The sequence below is a fragment of the Microcoleus sp. CAWBG640 genome (assembly GCF_020883015.1).
Taxonomy (GTDB): Bacteria; Cyanobacteriota; Cyanobacteriia; order Cyanobacteriales; family Microcoleaceae; genus Microcoleus; species Microcoleus anatoxicus.
Window position 1 is genome coordinate 1 of record NZ_JAHRFC010000049.1, and the last position, 16,290, is coordinate 16,290.

The window sequence follows — 16,290 nt, forward strand, 5'->3', positions numbered from 1 at the left end:
ACAAAAAGTCAATTTAATCCTGGTCGAAAGAATGAAGCCTATGTCAAACGGTCAGCCGTTTCCACCTTTGTGGTTGGCTTGGGTGGGAGAACGAACTCTACCCTTAGAAACTGTTTGGTTTAAGTATTTACGACGTTTTGGGGTGGATCATTGGTATCGGTTTGCTAAGCAACGATTACATTGGACATTGCCTAACTTGAGAACTCCAGAACAATGTGAGCGGTGGAGCGATTTAATGCCATTGATGAGTTGGCAACTCTGGCTGGCTAGGGACTTAGTTCTCGAGCATCGACTGCCTTGGCAATCTGCTAAGATCGATTTAACTCCTGGACGTGTTGCCCAATCAATGTTGTCAGTTTTAGTTGACATTGGTACTCCTACCAAATTGCCAAAACAGAGGGGAAAATCCCCCGGTTGGGAAACAGGAAAGGTACGTGCTAAGGCACCGCGATATCCCACTGTCAAGAAACGAGTTTCTCGACGCAAAAAGTCTTCAAAATTAGTTGTTTAATCTCCTCAATGCGTGAGTTTTTGAGCAATAACTTGCCTTCTGTTGAAAGGCAGCTACTTTTATATGCGATCGTTTTTTAGTCTAAACTCCAGATATAGAGGACACGATGATATAGAGGACACGGCAGTGCCGTGTCCCTACCCCGATTCATGGTAGGGACACGGCACTGCCGTGTCCTCTGCTGGAACTCCTAAACTTCAGTGTATTCTTTGCTTTTTTGAGACTCTAACCAACGTTCATAAGCTTCCTTGTCGCCTCTAAAGGAATCGATAGAAACTTGACGTTCTGGCATGGGTTTGAGGGGAGCATTAATCGGGGAATATTGGCAATAGCAGATTACTACTATATCAAATTCACCGATCGGAATATCGGGAGTATAAGTTTCAACCCGCGCCACTTCCCAATCGCTGGTGCGGTAATGAGTATTGTAACCGTGCCTATCTGGATCGTGTTCTGCTTCTACACGAACAAACTCTGGAGGACGATAGCCAACTTCAGGAATTTGGTCATTAGAAGAGTCAAAGTGTTCGGCTAAAATGCGAGTCAATGATTGAGTGTGCTGGAATTTTCTATCTTTCCACCCAGGAGTTCTCGGTTCGGCTCTGAAAATAATGTATTTATGCATCGTCGTCCTCTCTTGCAGTGTCGTAGAATGATTTGGGAAACTCTGTTTGGCCTCGGAAAACACAATCAACTTCTAGACCGTTTGTATTAATTTCCTCAATGTCAAGTAGTTTCCAACCATATTTTCTTTGCATCTCATAGCAACAAGCTTCGTCGGCTGCTGCGTGTCGAGACTTGTCTTCCTGTGGATCGTAACGCAACCAGTTTGGATTTTTTGGCATAATTGATATTGCTCCCTGTGTTGGCTTGACAACATTGGAGAAGTCGTCTGGATGCAGTATTTGCGTTACTGCGTCCGGGCGCGTCTTTGTACAATTATAGGATAATTCAGTCCTGACGCACTCCGACCAGAGCACTGAGCGAAGTCGAATGTGTTTACCGAATCTGAGGGTCACAACCAACTATTTTAGTGAAAAAACCCGGTTTCTAGGCCCCTATGCGTCCAGGACTAATATCTGTCAGAATAGATTTATCGCTTACTAATTGATAAAGGAGGATCGATCGCCCTGATGCAGACGCAAGAATTACCAACGGACCAGCGCTTAGTTTGCTCCGGGACTAGCTGGCAACAATTTAAGTCGATCCAGGCAGGGTTTTCTGACTCTCCCGGTATCAGGTTGTTTTACTATAGAGGAACTTTAGAAATTGTGTCAACCAGCCCAGAACACGAAATTTTTAAATCTATTATTGGGTATTTAATTACAACTTTCTTGATTCGCAAAGGAATTAAGTTTTTTCCCACAGGATCGATGACTCAAGAAGGAGAGGAAGTATCTGCTCAGGCGGATGAGTCTTATTGCTTGGAAAAGTTGAAGTCTATTCCTGATATATCGGTAGAAATCGTGTTTACTTCTGGTGGAAAAAGCAAGTTAAGCCGCTACCGGGCATTAGGAGTGCAGGAGGTGTGGTTTTGGGAAGATGGGCTGTTTACTTTGTACAATTTGGGTGCTGAGGGTTACGATCGCATCAACCGCAGCGAGTTAGTACCTGAGTTGGATTTCGACTTGCTAACGCGGTGCGTGTTGATGAATTCGATCGGTGATGCGGCTTTCGAGTTTGAACGCGCGATTGGGCAAAGTTAAAGTTAATACCAATTTAATCGCTACCCATGTAAAATTTAGTAAAATTGAGAAAGCAGTTAGGCTATCAAAAGATTAAACTCAAAAATAGATCGGGAGAAAATATGATACAAACAGTCGATCGCAGCGAATTGTTGCCGGAGTTAGACATTGCTTTGTTAGTCAAGTACGTGACTTATTTCGACCAATACGATGCTGTTACGGAGTTTATTCAGGCTTTGAAGGAAGGTTAAATGTTTACGGATATGATATTATAGATCGCAATTTGGAGAATTACCGCAGGATAACGGCTAAAGATGCAGGGTGCGATCGCTTTGGTTCTGAATTTGCGATAAATCTGTCAGAATAGATTTATCGCTTGCTAATTGATAAAGGAGGATCGATCGCTGTGATGCAGACGCAAGAATTATCAACAGACTAGCGCTTAGTTTGCTCCGGGACTAGCTGGTAACAATTTAAAAAGTCAAGTAAAATTAAATATTATTAGAATAAAGGAGAGATCGGCATGGTTCAAGCCTTAACAAAATTAGTAACATTTGACGAATTCATTGCGTGGTATCCTGAGAATTCAGAAACAACAGCGGGCCGAACAAGAACAACAGCGGGCCGAACAAGAACAGCAGCGGGCCGAACAGGAACAACAGCGGGCCGATCGACTTGCGGCATATTTAAGAAGTCAGGGTATCGATCCCGATGCAATTTGAAGCGGTGGGACGATCGATCTTAACTTTCAATCAAAAATTCAGAATCTCCAAAAAATTAATTGCAACACAACAATCAAAACCAATGACGGAAAAATCATTACCAGAAATAAAACTAATCCCGTTCGAGTACAACGTAACTTGGGAAAAAATGCCAGAGGATTTCAACTTACCAGAGGATCCTGTGGAAAACATCGACCAACCGCTGTTAGTAGCAGCCCTCAGAGAATCCTTGGAAATCGCAGGATTTATCCAACCTTCAATGCTGATTGCATCTAACTTTGGACTGTGCGCCAAAGTCAACAACAAAATAATCGTAAAAGCACCAGATTGGGTGTACGTTCCTTCAGTATTGCCTCCAGAACCGGGAGAAATTCGTCGCAGTTATACTCCCAATGCACAGGGAGAATTACCGGCAATAGTGATGGAATTTATATATGAGGATGATGACGAGACTGGGTATTCTGTGAAACCGACATATCCTTATGGAAAGTGGCGGTTTTACGAGCAAATTTTGCAGGTGCCGCTGTATGCAATTTTTGATCCGCGATCGGGAGAATTGGACATATACCGCTTGGTTGCTGGAAAGTACGAACTGCAAGAAGAACCCGATGCCGATCGCCGATTTTGGATAGAATCAATGGGATTATTTTTGGGGGTTTGGGAAGGTGAAAAATCTCAGAGGAGGGGTTATTGGTTGCGCTGGTGGGATGAGAATGGCAATTTGTTGTTGTGGGGTACTGAAAAGGTACAACAGGAACAACAGCGGGCCGATCGACTTGCAGCTTATTTAAGAAGTCAGGGTATCGATCCCGATGCAGTATAAATATCGCTCGAAATTTTTTGGGTAGGGCGATCGTTTTGCGATCGAACTTGGGCATTCTAGATATAGGTACTTTGTGAGTGCCTGGAAACCGTCTAGGCAAAGGATTGACTATGGAAAGTACGCAGAAAAAATCTGGTGATAGTCGGGTTAATAGGGGCGATCGCATTAAGCAGATTTTCGCGTTTGTATCGATGGTTTCGTTTGGTGGTTCGGCAATTTTTGGTATTGTAAGTCTGTTCGGCAGCGGTTTGAGCAGCCAGCACCAGCAAAAGCCGACTGCGGTGGCTGTTTCCCAGGAGTCTTTGCTGGCGGCGCAGGAACGGGGATATGTAACTGTTTTGCAGCGGGAACCGCAGAATCAGACGGCTCTGGAGGGGTTGGCAAATGTGCGGTTGGAGATGAAGAATAGAAAGGGGGCGATCGAGCCTTTGGAGAAGTTGGTGAAGTTGAATCCTGACAGAGCTGATTATAAGCAGTTGTTGGGGCAGGTGAAGGGGAAGAAGTAATGGAAAGGGCGATTCCAACAAAAAGTTAACACTTAGAAAATTCTGAGTAAAATAGAAATAAATGGTTATAAGTCAACATATACTTTTGTATTCAGATGATCCAGGAATAGGGGGAAGTGCACGATACGATCACTCAATTCTATGTGGTTTAGCAACGTCAGGATACCAAGTCTCTTATGTAAACTCCGAGACATCCAGCCCAATGATAACTTGCCAAAAAAAACTGGGGATTCAACATTGGTGGCTGGATTTCAATACAGTTAATGAGTTTGGACGTACCTTGACCAATCCATCCGATGCTCAAAGAATTTTATCTAGTGCTAAACCAGATCTAATTGTCTTTAGTGATGCCTGTCCCCTATCTAATTTTGCAGCTAAGCAGGTAGCCATTCAACTTAGAATTCCCTACATTACTGTTGTAGGTTTTGCAGCTCCCTATCTAGCAGAGCGATTTACTGACTACTTAGAAGAAGTGGCACATCATTATGAGAAAGCTAAATTTGTTTTGGCCATCGCCAGCGAAACTTTGAATTTACTGCACGAACTATTTAGGCTTCCTAAAGATAAGGGAGAAGTTATTTACTGGGGACGACCTAGTGAGTATTTTGAAACTCCCAAGGCAGCAACTCGACAACGCCTACGCCAAGAATTTGATATTCCTTTAAATGCTGTGGTTTGTTTTACGGCTGCTCGTTTAGATCCGAGGAAAGGATTTGAATATCAGATAGAAGCCATTAAACAGCTTCATCAAAGCTCAGTATGGTCTAAACTTTACTTTGTTTGGGCTGGTTTTGGACCTTTAGAAACCCAGCTCAGGGAGACAGTAAAGCAACTAGGAGTAGACACGCAAGTTAAAATATTAGGACAGCGATGGGATATTTCAGACTGGATGGATGCTGCTGATATTTTTATTTTGCCTTCGGTATTAGAATCATTAGGGCTAGCTATTATAGAGGCGATGGCAAAAGGACTCCCAGTAATAGCTTCAGCAGTTGGTGGAATTCCCGAAGTTTTGGGCGAGACTGGCAAACTACTTCCAGATCCAAAAATTGATTCGCAGGGCACAGTTAGAGATTTAGTTAAAACAGTTAGTGCTTGGTGCGCGAGTTCAAAATTACGTCGGTCAATAGGTCAGTCTTGCAAAAAACGAGCAGAAAATATGTTTAGGGAAGAACAAATGGTCACAAATACTATTGAAGTCATTGAACGTGCTTTATTACCAGCCAGAGATTATGTTTCACCTGGCTTATCAATAATTCTGCCTGATAAATGCTTTCCAAACATGATCGTAGCAGACCCAAAAACTTGTCCTTGGCCCTACCAGCGTCAGGGTATTCCTCACAACTGGTATGTGGATAGGCGGTTTCCAGATGTCGGATTTCAGAATCGAGATGAAGCCCATATCCTTTATAATACAGCTCTCAAGTTTAAGGGAAAAAGAGTTCTAGAAATAGGGTGCTTCATGGGGTGGTCAACTTGCCATCTAGCACTGGGTGGGGTTGAGCTAGACGTTATCGATCCTTTGCTGGGCAGAGCCGATTTTTATGAAAGTGTTAGTAATTCGCTTCAATGCGCTGGCGTGCTTAACTCAGTTAATCTAATAGCTGGCTTTAGTCCACAAAAAGTAGAAGAATTAGCAACTCAATTGCAACGTCGATGGGCATTAATTTTCATTGATGGAGAACACGCTGCTCCTGGCCCTCTCCAAGATGCTATTGTTGCTAATAAAGTTGCCGAAGCAGACGCTATAGTTTTATTTCACGATTTACCATCTCCTGATGTCGCCCAAGGCTTAGATTACTTAAGACAAAATGGATGGAGTACCATGGTTTATCAAACCATGCAAATCATGGGTGTGGCTTGGCGAGGGAATGTAGAGCCTGTTAAACACATACCAGACCCCAAAGTTAAATGGCACTTGCCAGAGCATATAAAACATTATTCTGTCAGCGGCATATCTCCTCAGTTTCTTACTGGGCTATCTAGCTATGTTGAGCAATACCAGAAAGATTCCTCAGAACAATCTGTATTAGCTGATCTGCGTCAAACCAGAAAAAATATCGCTGAACTGTGGCTGAATACAGCAGATGTTCTGCTTGAAAGTGTCTACTTGAGCGACATCGGTAAAGGTCATCAACTAATACTAGGTAGTGGAATTTGCAATCAACCTCTAACCACAAGTGAACAGACTTTTGTGGGCGAGCTAGTAACCATAATTTCTTCTAAAGGATTTGACAATCCAAAAGCTATCCAGTGTGTACTAGCTGGAATGCTCTATGTCAATGCTTATCATTTATCCCTTCCACAGGATCTCCCTCGCATTCCTCATTGGCTCCTCAACGACTATCTGAAATTTATACTTAACTGTCGCCCATATTTTCAAGAAATTGGCGAGGCAGATAGTTACTGCAAATATATGCAGGAAATAGTAAATTACTTACACCGATCTATTTTTACGAATCCAAATTCTGATTTTTGGCATAATGTAGCTAGTCAATTTTTACAAATCACATCCTTCATACCTCTTTATTTTAATGAAGTTAATCTTAAAGACCTTTATATTAAACGTTCGGAAATTACAGCATTTGCTCTCAAAGAAGAAGGACAGGAAGTTGACTGGGAATTTGCTGAGCGCTCTTTAACCAGAAAAAAAATTCGGCTGGGTATCCTGGCTTCACATTTCACGCCAGCAGCGGAAACCTTTGCCTCACTGCCTGTGTATGAGTATATCAGTCGAGATTTTGAAGTTATTTTGTATTCCTTAATTAGCAATGGGCATCCCCTAGAGGAATATTGTCAAAGCTGCGCTAATTCGTTTAAGCTGCTGCCGAAAAATTTAAATGAACAGGTCAAATTAATTCGGGAAGACGACCTAGACATATTGTTTATTGCCACAAATGTGACAGCAGTCACTAACCAAATATATCTACTAGCACTGCACCGAATGGCAAGAATTCAAGTAACCAGTGTTGCCTCAGTAGTAACCACAGGAATACGGAATATAGATTATTATATTTCTGGTAAATTGACCGAATCGTTTGAAAATGCAGAACAGCACTACCAGGAGGAATTATTAAAACTTGATGGTTCTGCACATTGCTTTAGTTATGGAAACGATCAAAATCTAGCTAGTACAAAAGTAAATCGGGAAAGCATCGGTATAGCAGAAGACGCAGTAGTTTTTATCTCAGGAGCTAACCTGTTTAAAATTATTCCAGAGTTGCGTAATACTTGGGCAAAAATAGTGGCTGCTGTCCCGAACTCAGTGTTAGTTCTTTATCCGTTTGGGCCAAACTGGTCTAATTATTATCCCAAGCAAGTCTTTATAGAGAGTCTAAATGCAGCCTTTTTACAGCACGGTGCAGATCCAGATAGTTTGCTGATATTAGACCCTACACCTGTACCAAACCGATATGATATCAAAGAATACCTGAAGCTGGCAGATATATATCTTGATTCCCATCCCTTTTCAGGAACAACATCTGTGATTGACCCCTTGGAAGTTTGTCTACCTATAGTAGCAAGACAAGGAGCTTGCTTCCGCTCTGCAATGGGTGCAGCACTTCTACAACAACTAGGCATACCAGATTTAGTTGTCAGCAGTGAAGAGTCCTATATCCAGATAGCGATCGCACTGGGTACAAACCGAGAATTACGTCAGCAAAAAAGTGAGTACATCCAGCAAAAAATGCTTGGTAAACCACGATTTCTGGACAGTCGTGCTTACTCTGCTCAAATGGAAGCCTTATTCCACGAACTAATCCGAAAATATCATATAGATGCTCTAGGCAACTACTTGCAATTAAAAGATATCAACCTAATTATTTTCCCAGATTGGAGGCAATCGGAAGAATTAATATCTCAGGATTTAGCGAGGACGATCAGAGCGATCGCAACTCATGCAGACAAAAGTAAGATGACTTTGCTGGTAGACACGAGCAATATTTCTGAGGAAGATGCCAATCTCGCTTTGTCTGGTGTAGCGATGAATCTTTTGATGGAAGAAGATTTAGATGTTTCTGATGGGCCTGAAATTTCACTCGTTGGACACTTGAGCGAAATCCAGCGGGAAATTTTCATTTCTTGCTTGCATGGTAGAATTGTGTTAGAGAATGAGAATAAAGAGGCGATCGCAAATCTCGCAGCCGAAACTCTTCCGTCATCTGAAGTAGTGAAATGATGATTTTTGCTGCTATGGTACATTTAATGGTTCGACGATTAAAGCCTTTTAACTTTTCAAGCAGTTTCTTGTTGAGCCTTAACTGAACCTTATTGTAATATAGAGAGATTCCACCAACACACTCTACCAATTACCTACCATCGCAAAATTAGAGCAATTATGGTACAGACAAAACCTATCTCAAAAACGATCGCCAGCTTACTTAACCTCCGGGAAAGATTCAATCTTACTCCAACAAATAATGAGCAATTCTCTTCAGAATTTGCCCAAGACCTACCCGAACTAACTAACTCTGAAACAGCCACATTAGACCAAATCAGAAACCGATTTTTGCGCCATAGAGAACGCGGTTCCTTAGCTGAAGGAACCATCAATCACTTAGTCATTTCTCCCTTATTAAGCCTAGCTGGTTTATACGACGAACCCTTTTTTATCACCACAGAACCGGAAGTTGAACTCCTCCTAGAAGACAGAGAGGAAATACTGCGAGGACGCATCGACACCCTAATTATTCAACACCAACTCTGGGTATTAGTTATCGAATCTAAATCAACTATAGCCTTTTCTGTTGCCCTACCCCAAGCCCTCACCTACTTAATGGCAAACCCCAATCCAGAATGCCCTGTTTATGGATTAATTACAAATGGTGATGAATTTCAATTTATTAAACTCCTAATCCAACCTAACCCGAACTACGATTTATCTAATATTTTCTCCCTGTTACTCCCCCATCGCAATCAACTTTATGACTGCATGAGAATCCTCAAACAAATTAGACAAATTATGCTGCAATCATCCTAAAAATCATCTTAAACAGGACTTAAGTAACTGGGACATATGGTAAGTGTGTCAGATTATTCAGTTTCAATCAAGCTTCTCAGAATCCCGACTATTTTCCCTACGTTACCTAAAAAGTATTCATTTAAATCAATGGTGATAGTTTGATCTTCTAGTTGCATAAATTTCCAGAGGCTACCAGTTGTGACGACTCCATAAACTTTTTGAACTTCATTTCCTTTTTGATGGTTAAATAACTGAGCAGCAATCATTTCTGCCATACATTGACCTAAGCCTGTTTCTATATTGTCATTTTTTGCTTCTACTATAGCAATAACTGGTGCTTCTATAATTAGCTGCTCTGGCGATTTGCTAATCATAAAATCGCAAAATCCGTTTAAACCTTTTTGGGAATCTACAGTAAAGTCTTTGCCAGAAAATAGACTAATTTGATTGGAGAATTGTTTTCTTAGCTCAATTAGTATTGGCATGACAATCAGTTCAGAACGAGATTTTTCCGAGTTAATTGCTAAAGCTAGTGGAATATTATAATCTAGGGTTTCGGATAAAAAATTGCTGTAGCTAGCTTCGGGAATACTTCCAAATATTCCGACTTGTTCGGATAGCCGTATTCCAAACGATGACTTGATTTGTTCGATCGTAAATTGGCTATAAGGCATTTAGGCAATTTCTTAAAAATTTTGACTTATAAAGTATAACATACGCAAGATTGGCTTATAGCAATTCCGAAATCTTGAATTCATACCTGTATTCAGCAACAGGAAAAATTAGAGTGATTGATAATTAATAACCGTTAAAAACTGATCGACCGTTAAAATTGGGCAAGAAAATTTATCTGAAAGGCACAGTAAATCACCATCACCTGTCACCAAATAATTAGCCTGACCGACAACAGCTAACAGCAAAAAAGGGATATCAAAAGGATCTCGACATTCAGGAACTACAGGCAAAGTATCGGGCATCAGCACAGTATCACAAAACGGCAGATAGTCTGACAGTAAATCTTCCTGCTCAGAGTTTGTGAGTTTGAACTTTGGGTAAGTAAGCACCCGAACTAATTCAGCGATTGTAACTTCAGAAGCTAAAGGAATAAAGCGATTATTCTGCCATGCAGAGCGCAATCTGGACAGTCGGCCCCCAAACACTAATGCTGACAACACTAAATTTGTATCAATTACCACTCGTGGATGATCAATCATAACTGACGCGCCCACTCCACAGCATCAGTAATATCCTGTTCATTCACATTTAACACTCCTAACTTAGCGCGTACAGAATCAGCCCCTTGAATTTTTACTGGAGTCAGAATAATTTGTCCACCTTCTATCTTAACCTCAAAATATTCAGCCGCCCCGATAGCTTGAGTTATACTTTTAGGTAGAGTAAGCTGATTTTCAGCCGTTAATTTTGCAAGCATAGCAAACTTTCCTATTTAGTTGTGTAAGCTTTGCTTAGTTTAACATATCCTAAATCATTCATAGAGATTTGTAGGGGTAGTGCCCCCGTGCCTACCCCCACATCAATCTGGGGGAGTGTCCCTACGTTGTACTTAATGGTTTGATTGGTCAATATATATCTGCCACATCTGCTCGTAAGCTTTCTCCAACTCCCGCGTAAATTGCTTGCCATTCCACAGCGGAGCAGTTTGTCTTGACTGGCGTAGTTTCCACGATATTTGCTGCCGCAAAACTGGATCTTTGCCTAAGCGAATTCCCCATTCTACATACTCTTCATCAGTCCAAGCAATCCCTTCGGAAATACCAGCATTCATCATCATCGTGTAGCTGTTACGGGCAGCAAACTGCTCTCCAACTCGCGTTACTATAGGAACACCCATCCACAGCGTTTCCATTGTTGTTGTAGCTCCGTTATAGGGATAGGTATCTAGTACCACATCTGCAATGCCCAAATTAGCTCGGTGTTCTGCTTCCGATCCTGCCAATGCTAAAAATCGCAGGCGATCGGCTCCCACTCCCTCTGATTCCGCAACTTCGATAAAAAACTTTTTGATTGATTCTTGATCCGCCATACCTTTAATTAAAAAGTAACTATTCGGTACTTCTTTAATAATTTGCATTTGCAGCCGTGCAGTATTGGGGTGATACTTATATCCCCTCTGAGCGCTAAGATAAATCACAGCATCACTGCCAATATCCAAGTGATCGCGTCGCAGCGTTGGCACCCCAACCTCAAAACCATCGACTGCTATGTAAGTTTGAGGCAAACGCCAAATTTTTTCCGTATAGTAGTCTTGAGCCGACTCTGGTAAGACGTAAGGATCGGCAATATAGTAATCAATGCTTGGCACACTCGACGCATCCCAACCTAGCCAAGTCACCTGAATTGGCGCTGGTTTAATAGCCATAGTTTCACAAGAATTACTCAGCGTCATACTGTCGAGATCGACTAAAATATCAATTTCATCTTCGTAAATTTTCTCGGCAGCTTCGTGACCGTTTAATCCTAATTTATAAGCTTTATCAACCTTGCTAATGTACCAATCTTCTACCTTGTCGCTATTCATTTCAGATCCCAGCAGGTAAGCATTTACTTCAAAGCGATCGCGATCGCGGTACTTAAACACCCACCTGGCCAACCAGCCCACGGAATGGCTGCGTAAGCAATGAGAAAGATATCCAATCTTCAAACGTTTACTAGGAGGATCAATCTTGAGAAGGGGCGATCGCCTCTGGCGACATTTCTCCACTTTCTCCTTTGCATAATTTTCAACATTTAACTGAGCCAACTGAGCTACTTGACGGCGAATTCGTATATTTTCTTGTGGGAGATCCTGAAAGTATGGGAAAAAGAAGACACAAATAAATAAACGAACATTAGCACCCTGAGTCAAGGATGTGGGTTGCTCCTCTATCAAAGACGCTAACAAGGATTTCTGTTTTTCCCAGGCTAAACAAAATTCATCCCAATAGCCACCAGCACTCATCAAACTGCGTATTATCAAGAAATGAGCATAAACTTTATTTGCTAAGCCTTCCGTAACTGAATAGCACAACTTAGCAGTTTCTATTCCTTTAGAATGCTCGCTAATATCTTGATAAAAACAAGACAAAACACCCAGTAATTCTGGATTTAGAGGCTCCACACGCAAGGCTAATTCAGTAAATCGTGCTGCTAACTCAGCTTGCTTTGCAGAGTAGCCAATCTTATAAACCAAGGGGATCAAAATTGCCAAAAAATGTTCGGGGTCTTTGACGTAGCTTGTACAGGCATCCGTCAACTCAAAAGATGATCGATAGAAAGGAGCCCGGTCTAAAACATTCTTCAATACTTGCATCAATAGCTCAAAGTCTACCACATTCGCTTGTTCTGACTTTAGTAGCTCAATGACATCTGTATCTGCCAATTCCTCTCCTGTATAGGTCTCAAGCATGGTGGACAGCCCGATCGAATGCAACAGGTTGTTGATATCTGTAGGATTAATTTCCCTGATGTGCTGCCGAATTGCCCAAGCCACTACATAGTCACCCAGATCCCGCTGTCTATCCGCCTCGGTTTGCAGAACCTCTATTAGTTCTTCACTCCACCGCTCTATTTCTTCTGATTCTCCCTCCGCCACTGCCAACAGCCAAGTAGTCTGAGCTTCTACCTCTTGTCCCTGCAATAGCAACATCAATCCTAGCTGCCAGTAGTGGGACTTGACACTGGGTTCGTCTTCAATTGCCTGTTCGTAGAGCTTTTCAGCCTGAACATAATCTCCTTTAAGCAGAAATTGATCAGTTTTTTGCTGCAAATCTGATCCTACAGCCGATAAATCCCTAGAAACCATAGATTAATATGTTCAAAACAGTTTTTATATAAAAAATTAGAGCAGGTAGCACACAGAGTCCTACCCGCTCCCTTAACAAGCAATACTTGTTAGACTTAGCAATTACTTTGTAACTTGCGTCATGGTGTTCGCACCACAAGTGACCTCAGTCACCGCAGTCAAAGTAGGTGCTGTTGGATCACCAAAAGCAACAGTCTCACAAAGTATGCTTTGCGTAGTGTTTGCCTCGCCTGCCTTAATCAACCCAACTCCCCCTGCATATCCTTTGAGAGTTTTAGTAACGGGGCTTGCCAGGGCGGTAGCCGCCTCTGTCGTGCCTGTTACATTGTAGACATAGTTAGTGGTTGAAGTTTTGAGACCCAGACCCAAAGACTCAACGGTACTCCCAAAGCTTGGATTCTCTGCGTAATAAGCCTGCTGACCCTTGTTAATGGAACTGACATACTGTTTTGCTTCTGATTGCTTGGCTTTATTAGCTTGGCTAAGGAAGGCGGGCAAGGCAATAGCAGACAAAATACCGATGATGATGATAACAACCAGCAGTTCAATCAGGGTGAAACCTTGATCCTGTCTTCTTTTGTTGATGTGTTGCAGGAACTTGGCTTTAAATTCAGTCTTCATAAGTCTTTTCTCCTTGAGGGGTGGGATGCTTGAATTTCTAACTCTTATCTGTAACTTACCCAGTTATCCGCACTTTAATATCACCCCAGAGCAATTTTTTTTTCAACTCCTGACTCTAATGCTCCAAAAGCACATACAGAAAGAGTTCCAGCCTGAGCAACAATTCCTTGACTTCCTCAAAGGCTGTCTGCTCGCTAACAGGCTCTAGGTTAACAGCCATCTGGGAGCGGATTTGGAGCCACTTCTGGACTAGGGACACCACAGACTGCGGCCCATCCCACAGAGGTAACAAGCAGGCAGCTATTGTACAGTCGATCGCCACTGGCGCTAGAGTTGGCACAATAATATAACGGCTAATCTCAAACGGCGTCTGGCTGTCAATGCAATTAGTCAAGTCTTCCCTAATCTGGGAAGTCCTCAATTGAGGGTGCAGGTGTACCCGTGCTTCCCGCCATTGAGCTTCCGTCCATTCCGCAACGGGCACAAAATCCTGAGCCCGATCGGGATTGCCGCACCAGAAATCAAACAAACGGTGCAGGGGATGTAACAAGTCAAATAAATGCAGCCGCTCTTCCACAGAAGCTTCTGGCAGACTCATCGCCAAAAACGGAGGCAAATCATCTGGATTTTTGAACAAATCCATCAACTCCCAGCGGCGCCAAGCCACCATGCTGATAAACTCTAGATCGGCACCTCTCAACATTCCGAACACTTCAGGAATGCTACAACCTTTATCACCCACTAATAAATAGTTAGACATAATCCATCCCTCATCCTGCGCGAGTTCTTCATTCCACCCTGCCGCCTTGAGCCCTATTTCATCTCTCAAGGCTTCCATTGTTTCCCGGACTATTTCTATCTCCAATTCTCCCGGAGATCCATCCATTAATCCCATGGCTTTAAAAACAGCTTGAGCGCGAAATATTCCCGCTCTACCATTTGAACTGTGAAGGTTTGTGCGGATGATGCCATCAGTCGCGAGAACTGACTTCATCGCTTGCAATCCAGCAATAGCATCGGGCAAGAGATACAGAACTTCGTCAGCATTGATATAATCAAACTGTAAACCTAAAGTTGGTAAATCCTCTATCTTTAAAGCATGAAACTCTGCATTGGCAACCCCATGATATTGCAAACGTTGCTCAGCTAGTTTCACAGATTCTTCTGATAAATCGATGCCTACTATTTTCGCTCCCGGATTGGCGAGAGCTAACACTAAGGATTTATAACCGGTGCCGCATCCCGCATCCAGGATAACTTTACCCTCGGTATTGATGACTTTTCTATTTCTGAAGTAGTAAGCAGTTACCAGATTATGAAGGTAGAGCAATTCACTGTTGTCTTTTGGAGATTGTTCTAGGGGGATTCTCGGAAAAGGAGTATTGTCAAATTGCTGGCGAATGTTTTCTATTAACTCTAAATTTTCGGTATCCATGTTCAATTATGCTTAATGCTGGCAAATTATCTTAGTATCTCAGAAAATAGGCGATGTTCCGCCAAGCCGCAACACATAGCAGATTCCAGGTTTATGAAGTACACCGCGCGATCCGCCGTAGGGACACCGCACCGTGCCTATTGGTGTCAAATTAAGGTACAACTCATAGTCCGGCAAGGGTTGAAACCCCTGCCTCAAAGCGCAAGTCCTCTCAAAGAGGACTGAAGAACTCATTAGTCCTCTTTGAGAGGACTTTAGCTATTAGACAGGGGTTTCAACCCCTGACGGACTCGCGGGCACACAGACAGATTTGGCGGACTGACAGCTTAATACGACTCATTTAGGATTGCTATACTCCAAAAACTCTATAATCTTGCCCTCAATTCATCAGCCGATAACTGTGGCAGTTCTTCTACCAACACTGTCAATTCTACCACTGGCAATTCCAATAAATTGCTAACGGCTGTAGCGAGAATATCTGCTGACTCATTGAAGTACCTTCTCAAGACATATTCTGCCAACAATTTAACCGCTTGTTGCTGTCCTGATTCATCGACGGTCAGCATAGATATCCCCAGCAACATCCGAGTAAATTCCGTCGCCGATAACTTGGATAAAGGCGTTAAAAAAACACTCATTTTGGGGCTTAATTCTCCGAATCTTCCTGAGAGAAAATCTGATAAAATTAAGCGTTGCTGTTCTTGTCTGCCTTGTTCTAGACCTTCTTCCCTAGCTTGTTGCTGTGCTGCTTGTATTTGTTGTTGAAAAAGTGGTGTAATGGTCATAATTAACTCCCGCTCTTCTGATTCTAATTCTTGTGGGGTATCCGCTACTAAATTTGACTGTAGACGATACAACAATTCTAGCGCAATTATCCGCAACGGATCGTCCGTTGCTAAAGCGCTCAATTCGCCGATCGCCCTTTGCTGCACTTTCCCTTTGCCCAAAATCCTCAACCACAGGGTTTCTGGTGTTTCTGGCAACTGGTGAATCACCACAATTGCCCCTCGCCAGTGCTCCGGGAAAAAATAGATGCCCTCCAGCCAATTAGAGAGGTTTGGTATACCACCAAAACCTGAAACTAATGATTTCGAGGCTGTCGGTGTCAAAATCCACAGGAAGGGCAACTTAGCATCATCATAGCGAGTATTTTCTCTTCTTGCCTGCCGATCTAATTCTCTTCGCAAATCGAATAACTTACTCGTACAGTTCCAGACGTCGC

At 42.5% G+C, this 16,290-nt stretch carries 17 protein-coding genes; 8 read left to right on the forward strand and 9 right to left on the reverse strand.

All coding sequences use genetic code 11. From position 1 onward, the window contains the following. On the forward strand, positions 1-511 hold a 511-nt coding region (locus tag AAFP11_RS21000), incomplete at its 5' end, for a hypothetical protein (protein ID WP_341738820.1). Positions 512-701: 190 nt separating this feature from the next. On the opposite strand, the gene AAFP11_RS21005 is transcribed toward AAFP11_RS21000, so the two are convergent. Then, positions 702-1,136: a hypothetical protein gene (locus AAFP11_RS21005; protein WP_340517923.1), complete on the reverse strand. Its 435-nt coding sequence runs from the start codon at positions 1,134-1,136 to the stop codon at positions 702-704. Continuing rightward, positions 1,129-1,356: a hypothetical protein gene (locus AAFP11_RS21010; RefSeq protein ID WP_341738821.1), complete on the reverse strand. Its 228-nt coding sequence runs from the start codon at positions 1,354-1,356 to the stop codon at positions 1,129-1,131. Before AAFP11_RS21010 ends, AAFP11_RS21005 begins: the two co-directional genes overlap by 8 nt. 288 nt (positions 1,357-1,644) lie before the next feature. On the opposite strand from AAFP11_RS21010, the gene AAFP11_RS21015 reads away from it, so the two are divergent. The 7 genes from AAFP11_RS21015 to AAFP11_RS21045 all read left to right on the forward strand — a co-directional run bounded on the left by AAFP11_RS21015 (position 1,645) and on the right by AAFP11_RS21045 (position 9,228). Further along, a complete protein-coding gene (locus tag AAFP11_RS21015; protein WP_341738822.1) occupies positions 1,645-2,217 on the forward strand; it encodes a Uma2 family endonuclease in 573 nt (190 codons plus the stop codon). A 101-nt stretch (positions 2,218-2,318) separates the two neighbouring features. Continuing rightward, complete coding sequence (locus tag AAFP11_RS21020) at positions 2,319-2,447, forward strand: hypothetical protein (protein WP_341738823.1); 129 nt, start codon at positions 2,319-2,321, stop codon at positions 2,445-2,447. A gap of 303 nt (positions 2,448-2,750) precedes the next feature. After that, entirely contained in the window at positions 2,751-2,918 is a 168-nt protein-coding gene (locus AAFP11_RS21025) for a hypothetical protein (protein WP_341738824.1), read from the forward strand. Positions 2,919-3,000: 82 nt separating this feature from the next. Next, positions 3,001-3,741 carry a Uma2 family endonuclease gene (locus AAFP11_RS21030; RefSeq protein WP_341738825.1) on the forward strand — a complete coding sequence of 247 codons (741 nt, stop codon included), beginning with the start codon at positions 3,001-3,003 and terminating at the stop codon, positions 3,739-3,741. Between the two features lie 110 nt (positions 3,742-3,851). Further along, entirely contained in the window at positions 3,852-4,247 is a 396-nt protein-coding gene (locus AAFP11_RS21035) for a tetratricopeptide repeat protein (RefSeq protein ID WP_341738826.1), read from the forward strand. Between the two features lie 61 nt (positions 4,248-4,308). Beyond that, on the forward strand, positions 4,309-8,427 hold the full coding sequence (locus AAFP11_RS21040; protein WP_341738827.1) for a glycosyltransferase: 4,119 nt from the start codon (positions 4,309-4,311) through the stop codon (positions 8,425-8,427). A 159-nt stretch (positions 8,428-8,586) separates the two neighbouring features. Continuing rightward, on the forward strand, positions 8,587-9,228 hold the full coding sequence (locus tag AAFP11_RS21045; RefSeq protein ID WP_341738828.1) for a type I restriction endonuclease subunit R: 642 nt from the start codon (positions 8,587-8,589) through the stop codon (positions 9,226-9,228). Positions 9,229-9,281: 53 nt separating this feature from the next. Here the strand turns inward: AAFP11_RS21045 and AAFP11_RS21050 are convergent, their stop codons facing one another. The 7 genes from AAFP11_RS21050 to AAFP11_RS21080 all read right to left on the reverse strand — a co-directional run bounded on the left by AAFP11_RS21050 (position 9,282) and on the right by AAFP11_RS21080 (position 16,255). Beyond that, the gene (locus tag AAFP11_RS21050; RefSeq protein ID WP_341738829.1) at positions 9,282-9,884 is read right to left on the reverse strand and encodes a hypothetical protein; all 603 of its coding nucleotides are present in this window, start codon (positions 9,882-9,884) and stop codon (positions 9,282-9,284) included. Between the two features lie 108 nt (positions 9,885-9,992). Beyond that, positions 9,993-10,424, reverse strand: a complete 432-nt coding sequence (locus AAFP11_RS21055) for a putative toxin-antitoxin system toxin component, PIN family (protein WP_341738830.1) — start codon at positions 10,422-10,424, stop codon at positions 9,993-9,995. Further along, complete coding sequence (locus AAFP11_RS21060; RefSeq protein ID WP_341738831.1) at positions 10,421-10,642, reverse strand: AbrB/MazE/SpoVT family DNA-binding domain-containing protein; 222 nt, start codon at positions 10,640-10,642, stop codon at positions 10,421-10,423. Before AAFP11_RS21060 ends, AAFP11_RS21055 begins: the two co-directional genes overlap by 4 nt. A 132-nt stretch (positions 10,643-10,774) precedes the next feature. Continuing rightward, complete coding sequence (locus AAFP11_RS21065) at positions 10,775-12,976, reverse strand: O-linked N-acetylglucosamine transferase, SPINDLY family protein (RefSeq protein ID WP_341738832.1); 2,202 nt, start codon at positions 12,974-12,976, stop codon at positions 10,775-10,777. Between the two features lie 138 nt (positions 12,977-13,114). Further along, positions 13,115-13,633, reverse strand: coding sequence for a type IV pilin-like G/H family protein (locus tag AAFP11_RS21070; RefSeq protein WP_341738833.1), 519 nt, complete (start codon positions 13,631-13,633; stop codon positions 13,115-13,117). Positions 13,634-13,748: 115 nt separating this feature from the next. Then, entirely contained in the window at positions 13,749-15,068 is a 1,320-nt protein-coding gene (locus AAFP11_RS21075) for a methyltransferase domain-containing protein (RefSeq protein ID WP_341738834.1), read from the reverse strand. A 365-nt stretch (positions 15,069-15,433) separates the two neighbouring features. Next, positions 15,434-16,255 (reverse strand): flagellar assembly protein H, encoded by an 822-nt coding sequence (locus AAFP11_RS21080; protein ID WP_341738835.1) that lies wholly within the window; start codon positions 16,253-16,255, stop codon positions 15,434-15,436. Between the last annotated feature and the right edge of the window lie 35 nt (positions 16,256-16,290).

Excerpts from the sequence above, each read along its gene's own strand:
- AAFP11_RS21005 (WP_340517923.1), bottom strand. The coding sequence starts at position 1,136 with ATGCATAAATACATTATTTTCAGAGCCGAACCGAGAACTCCTGGGTGG.
- AAFP11_RS21010 (WP_341738821.1), bottom strand. The coding sequence starts at position 1,356 with ATGCCAAAAAATCCAAACTGGTTGCGTTACGATCCACAGGAAGACAAG.
- AAFP11_RS21015 (WP_341738822.1), top strand. The coding sequence starts at position 1,645 with ATGCAGACGCAAGAATTACCAACGGACCAGCGCTTAGTTTGCTCCGGG.
- AAFP11_RS21020 (WP_341738823.1), top strand. The coding sequence starts at position 2,319 with ATGATACAAACAGTCGATCGCAGCGAATTGTTGCCGGAGTTAGACATT.
- AAFP11_RS21030 (WP_341738825.1), top strand. The coding sequence starts at position 3,001 with ATGACGGAAAAATCATTACCAGAAATAAAACTAATCCCGTTCGAGTAC.
- AAFP11_RS21035 (WP_341738826.1), top strand. The coding sequence starts at position 3,852 with ATGGAAAGTACGCAGAAAAAATCTGGTGATAGTCGGGTTAATAGGGGC.
- AAFP11_RS21040 (WP_341738827.1), top strand. The coding sequence starts at position 4,309 with ATGGTTATAAGTCAACATATACTTTTGTATTCAGATGATCCAGGAATA.
- AAFP11_RS21045 (WP_341738828.1), top strand. The coding sequence starts at position 8,587 with ATGGTACAGACAAAACCTATCTCAAAAACGATCGCCAGCTTACTTAAC.
- AAFP11_RS21050 (WP_341738829.1), bottom strand. The coding sequence starts at position 9,884 with ATGCCTTATAGCCAATTTACGATCGAACAAATCAAGTCATCGTTTGGA.
- AAFP11_RS21055 (WP_341738830.1), bottom strand. The coding sequence starts at position 10,424 with ATGATTGATCATCCACGAGTGGTAATTGATACAAATTTAGTGTTGTCA.
- AAFP11_RS21060 (WP_341738831.1), bottom strand. The coding sequence starts at position 10,642 with ATGCTTGCAAAATTAACGGCTGAAAATCAGCTTACTCTACCTAAAAGT.
- AAFP11_RS21070 (WP_341738833.1), bottom strand. The coding sequence starts at position 13,633 with ATGAAGACTGAATTTAAAGCCAAGTTCCTGCAACACATCAACAAAAGA.
- AAFP11_RS21075 (WP_341738834.1), bottom strand. The coding sequence starts at position 15,068 with ATGGATACCGAAAATTTAGAGTTAATAGAAAACATTCGCCAGCAATTT.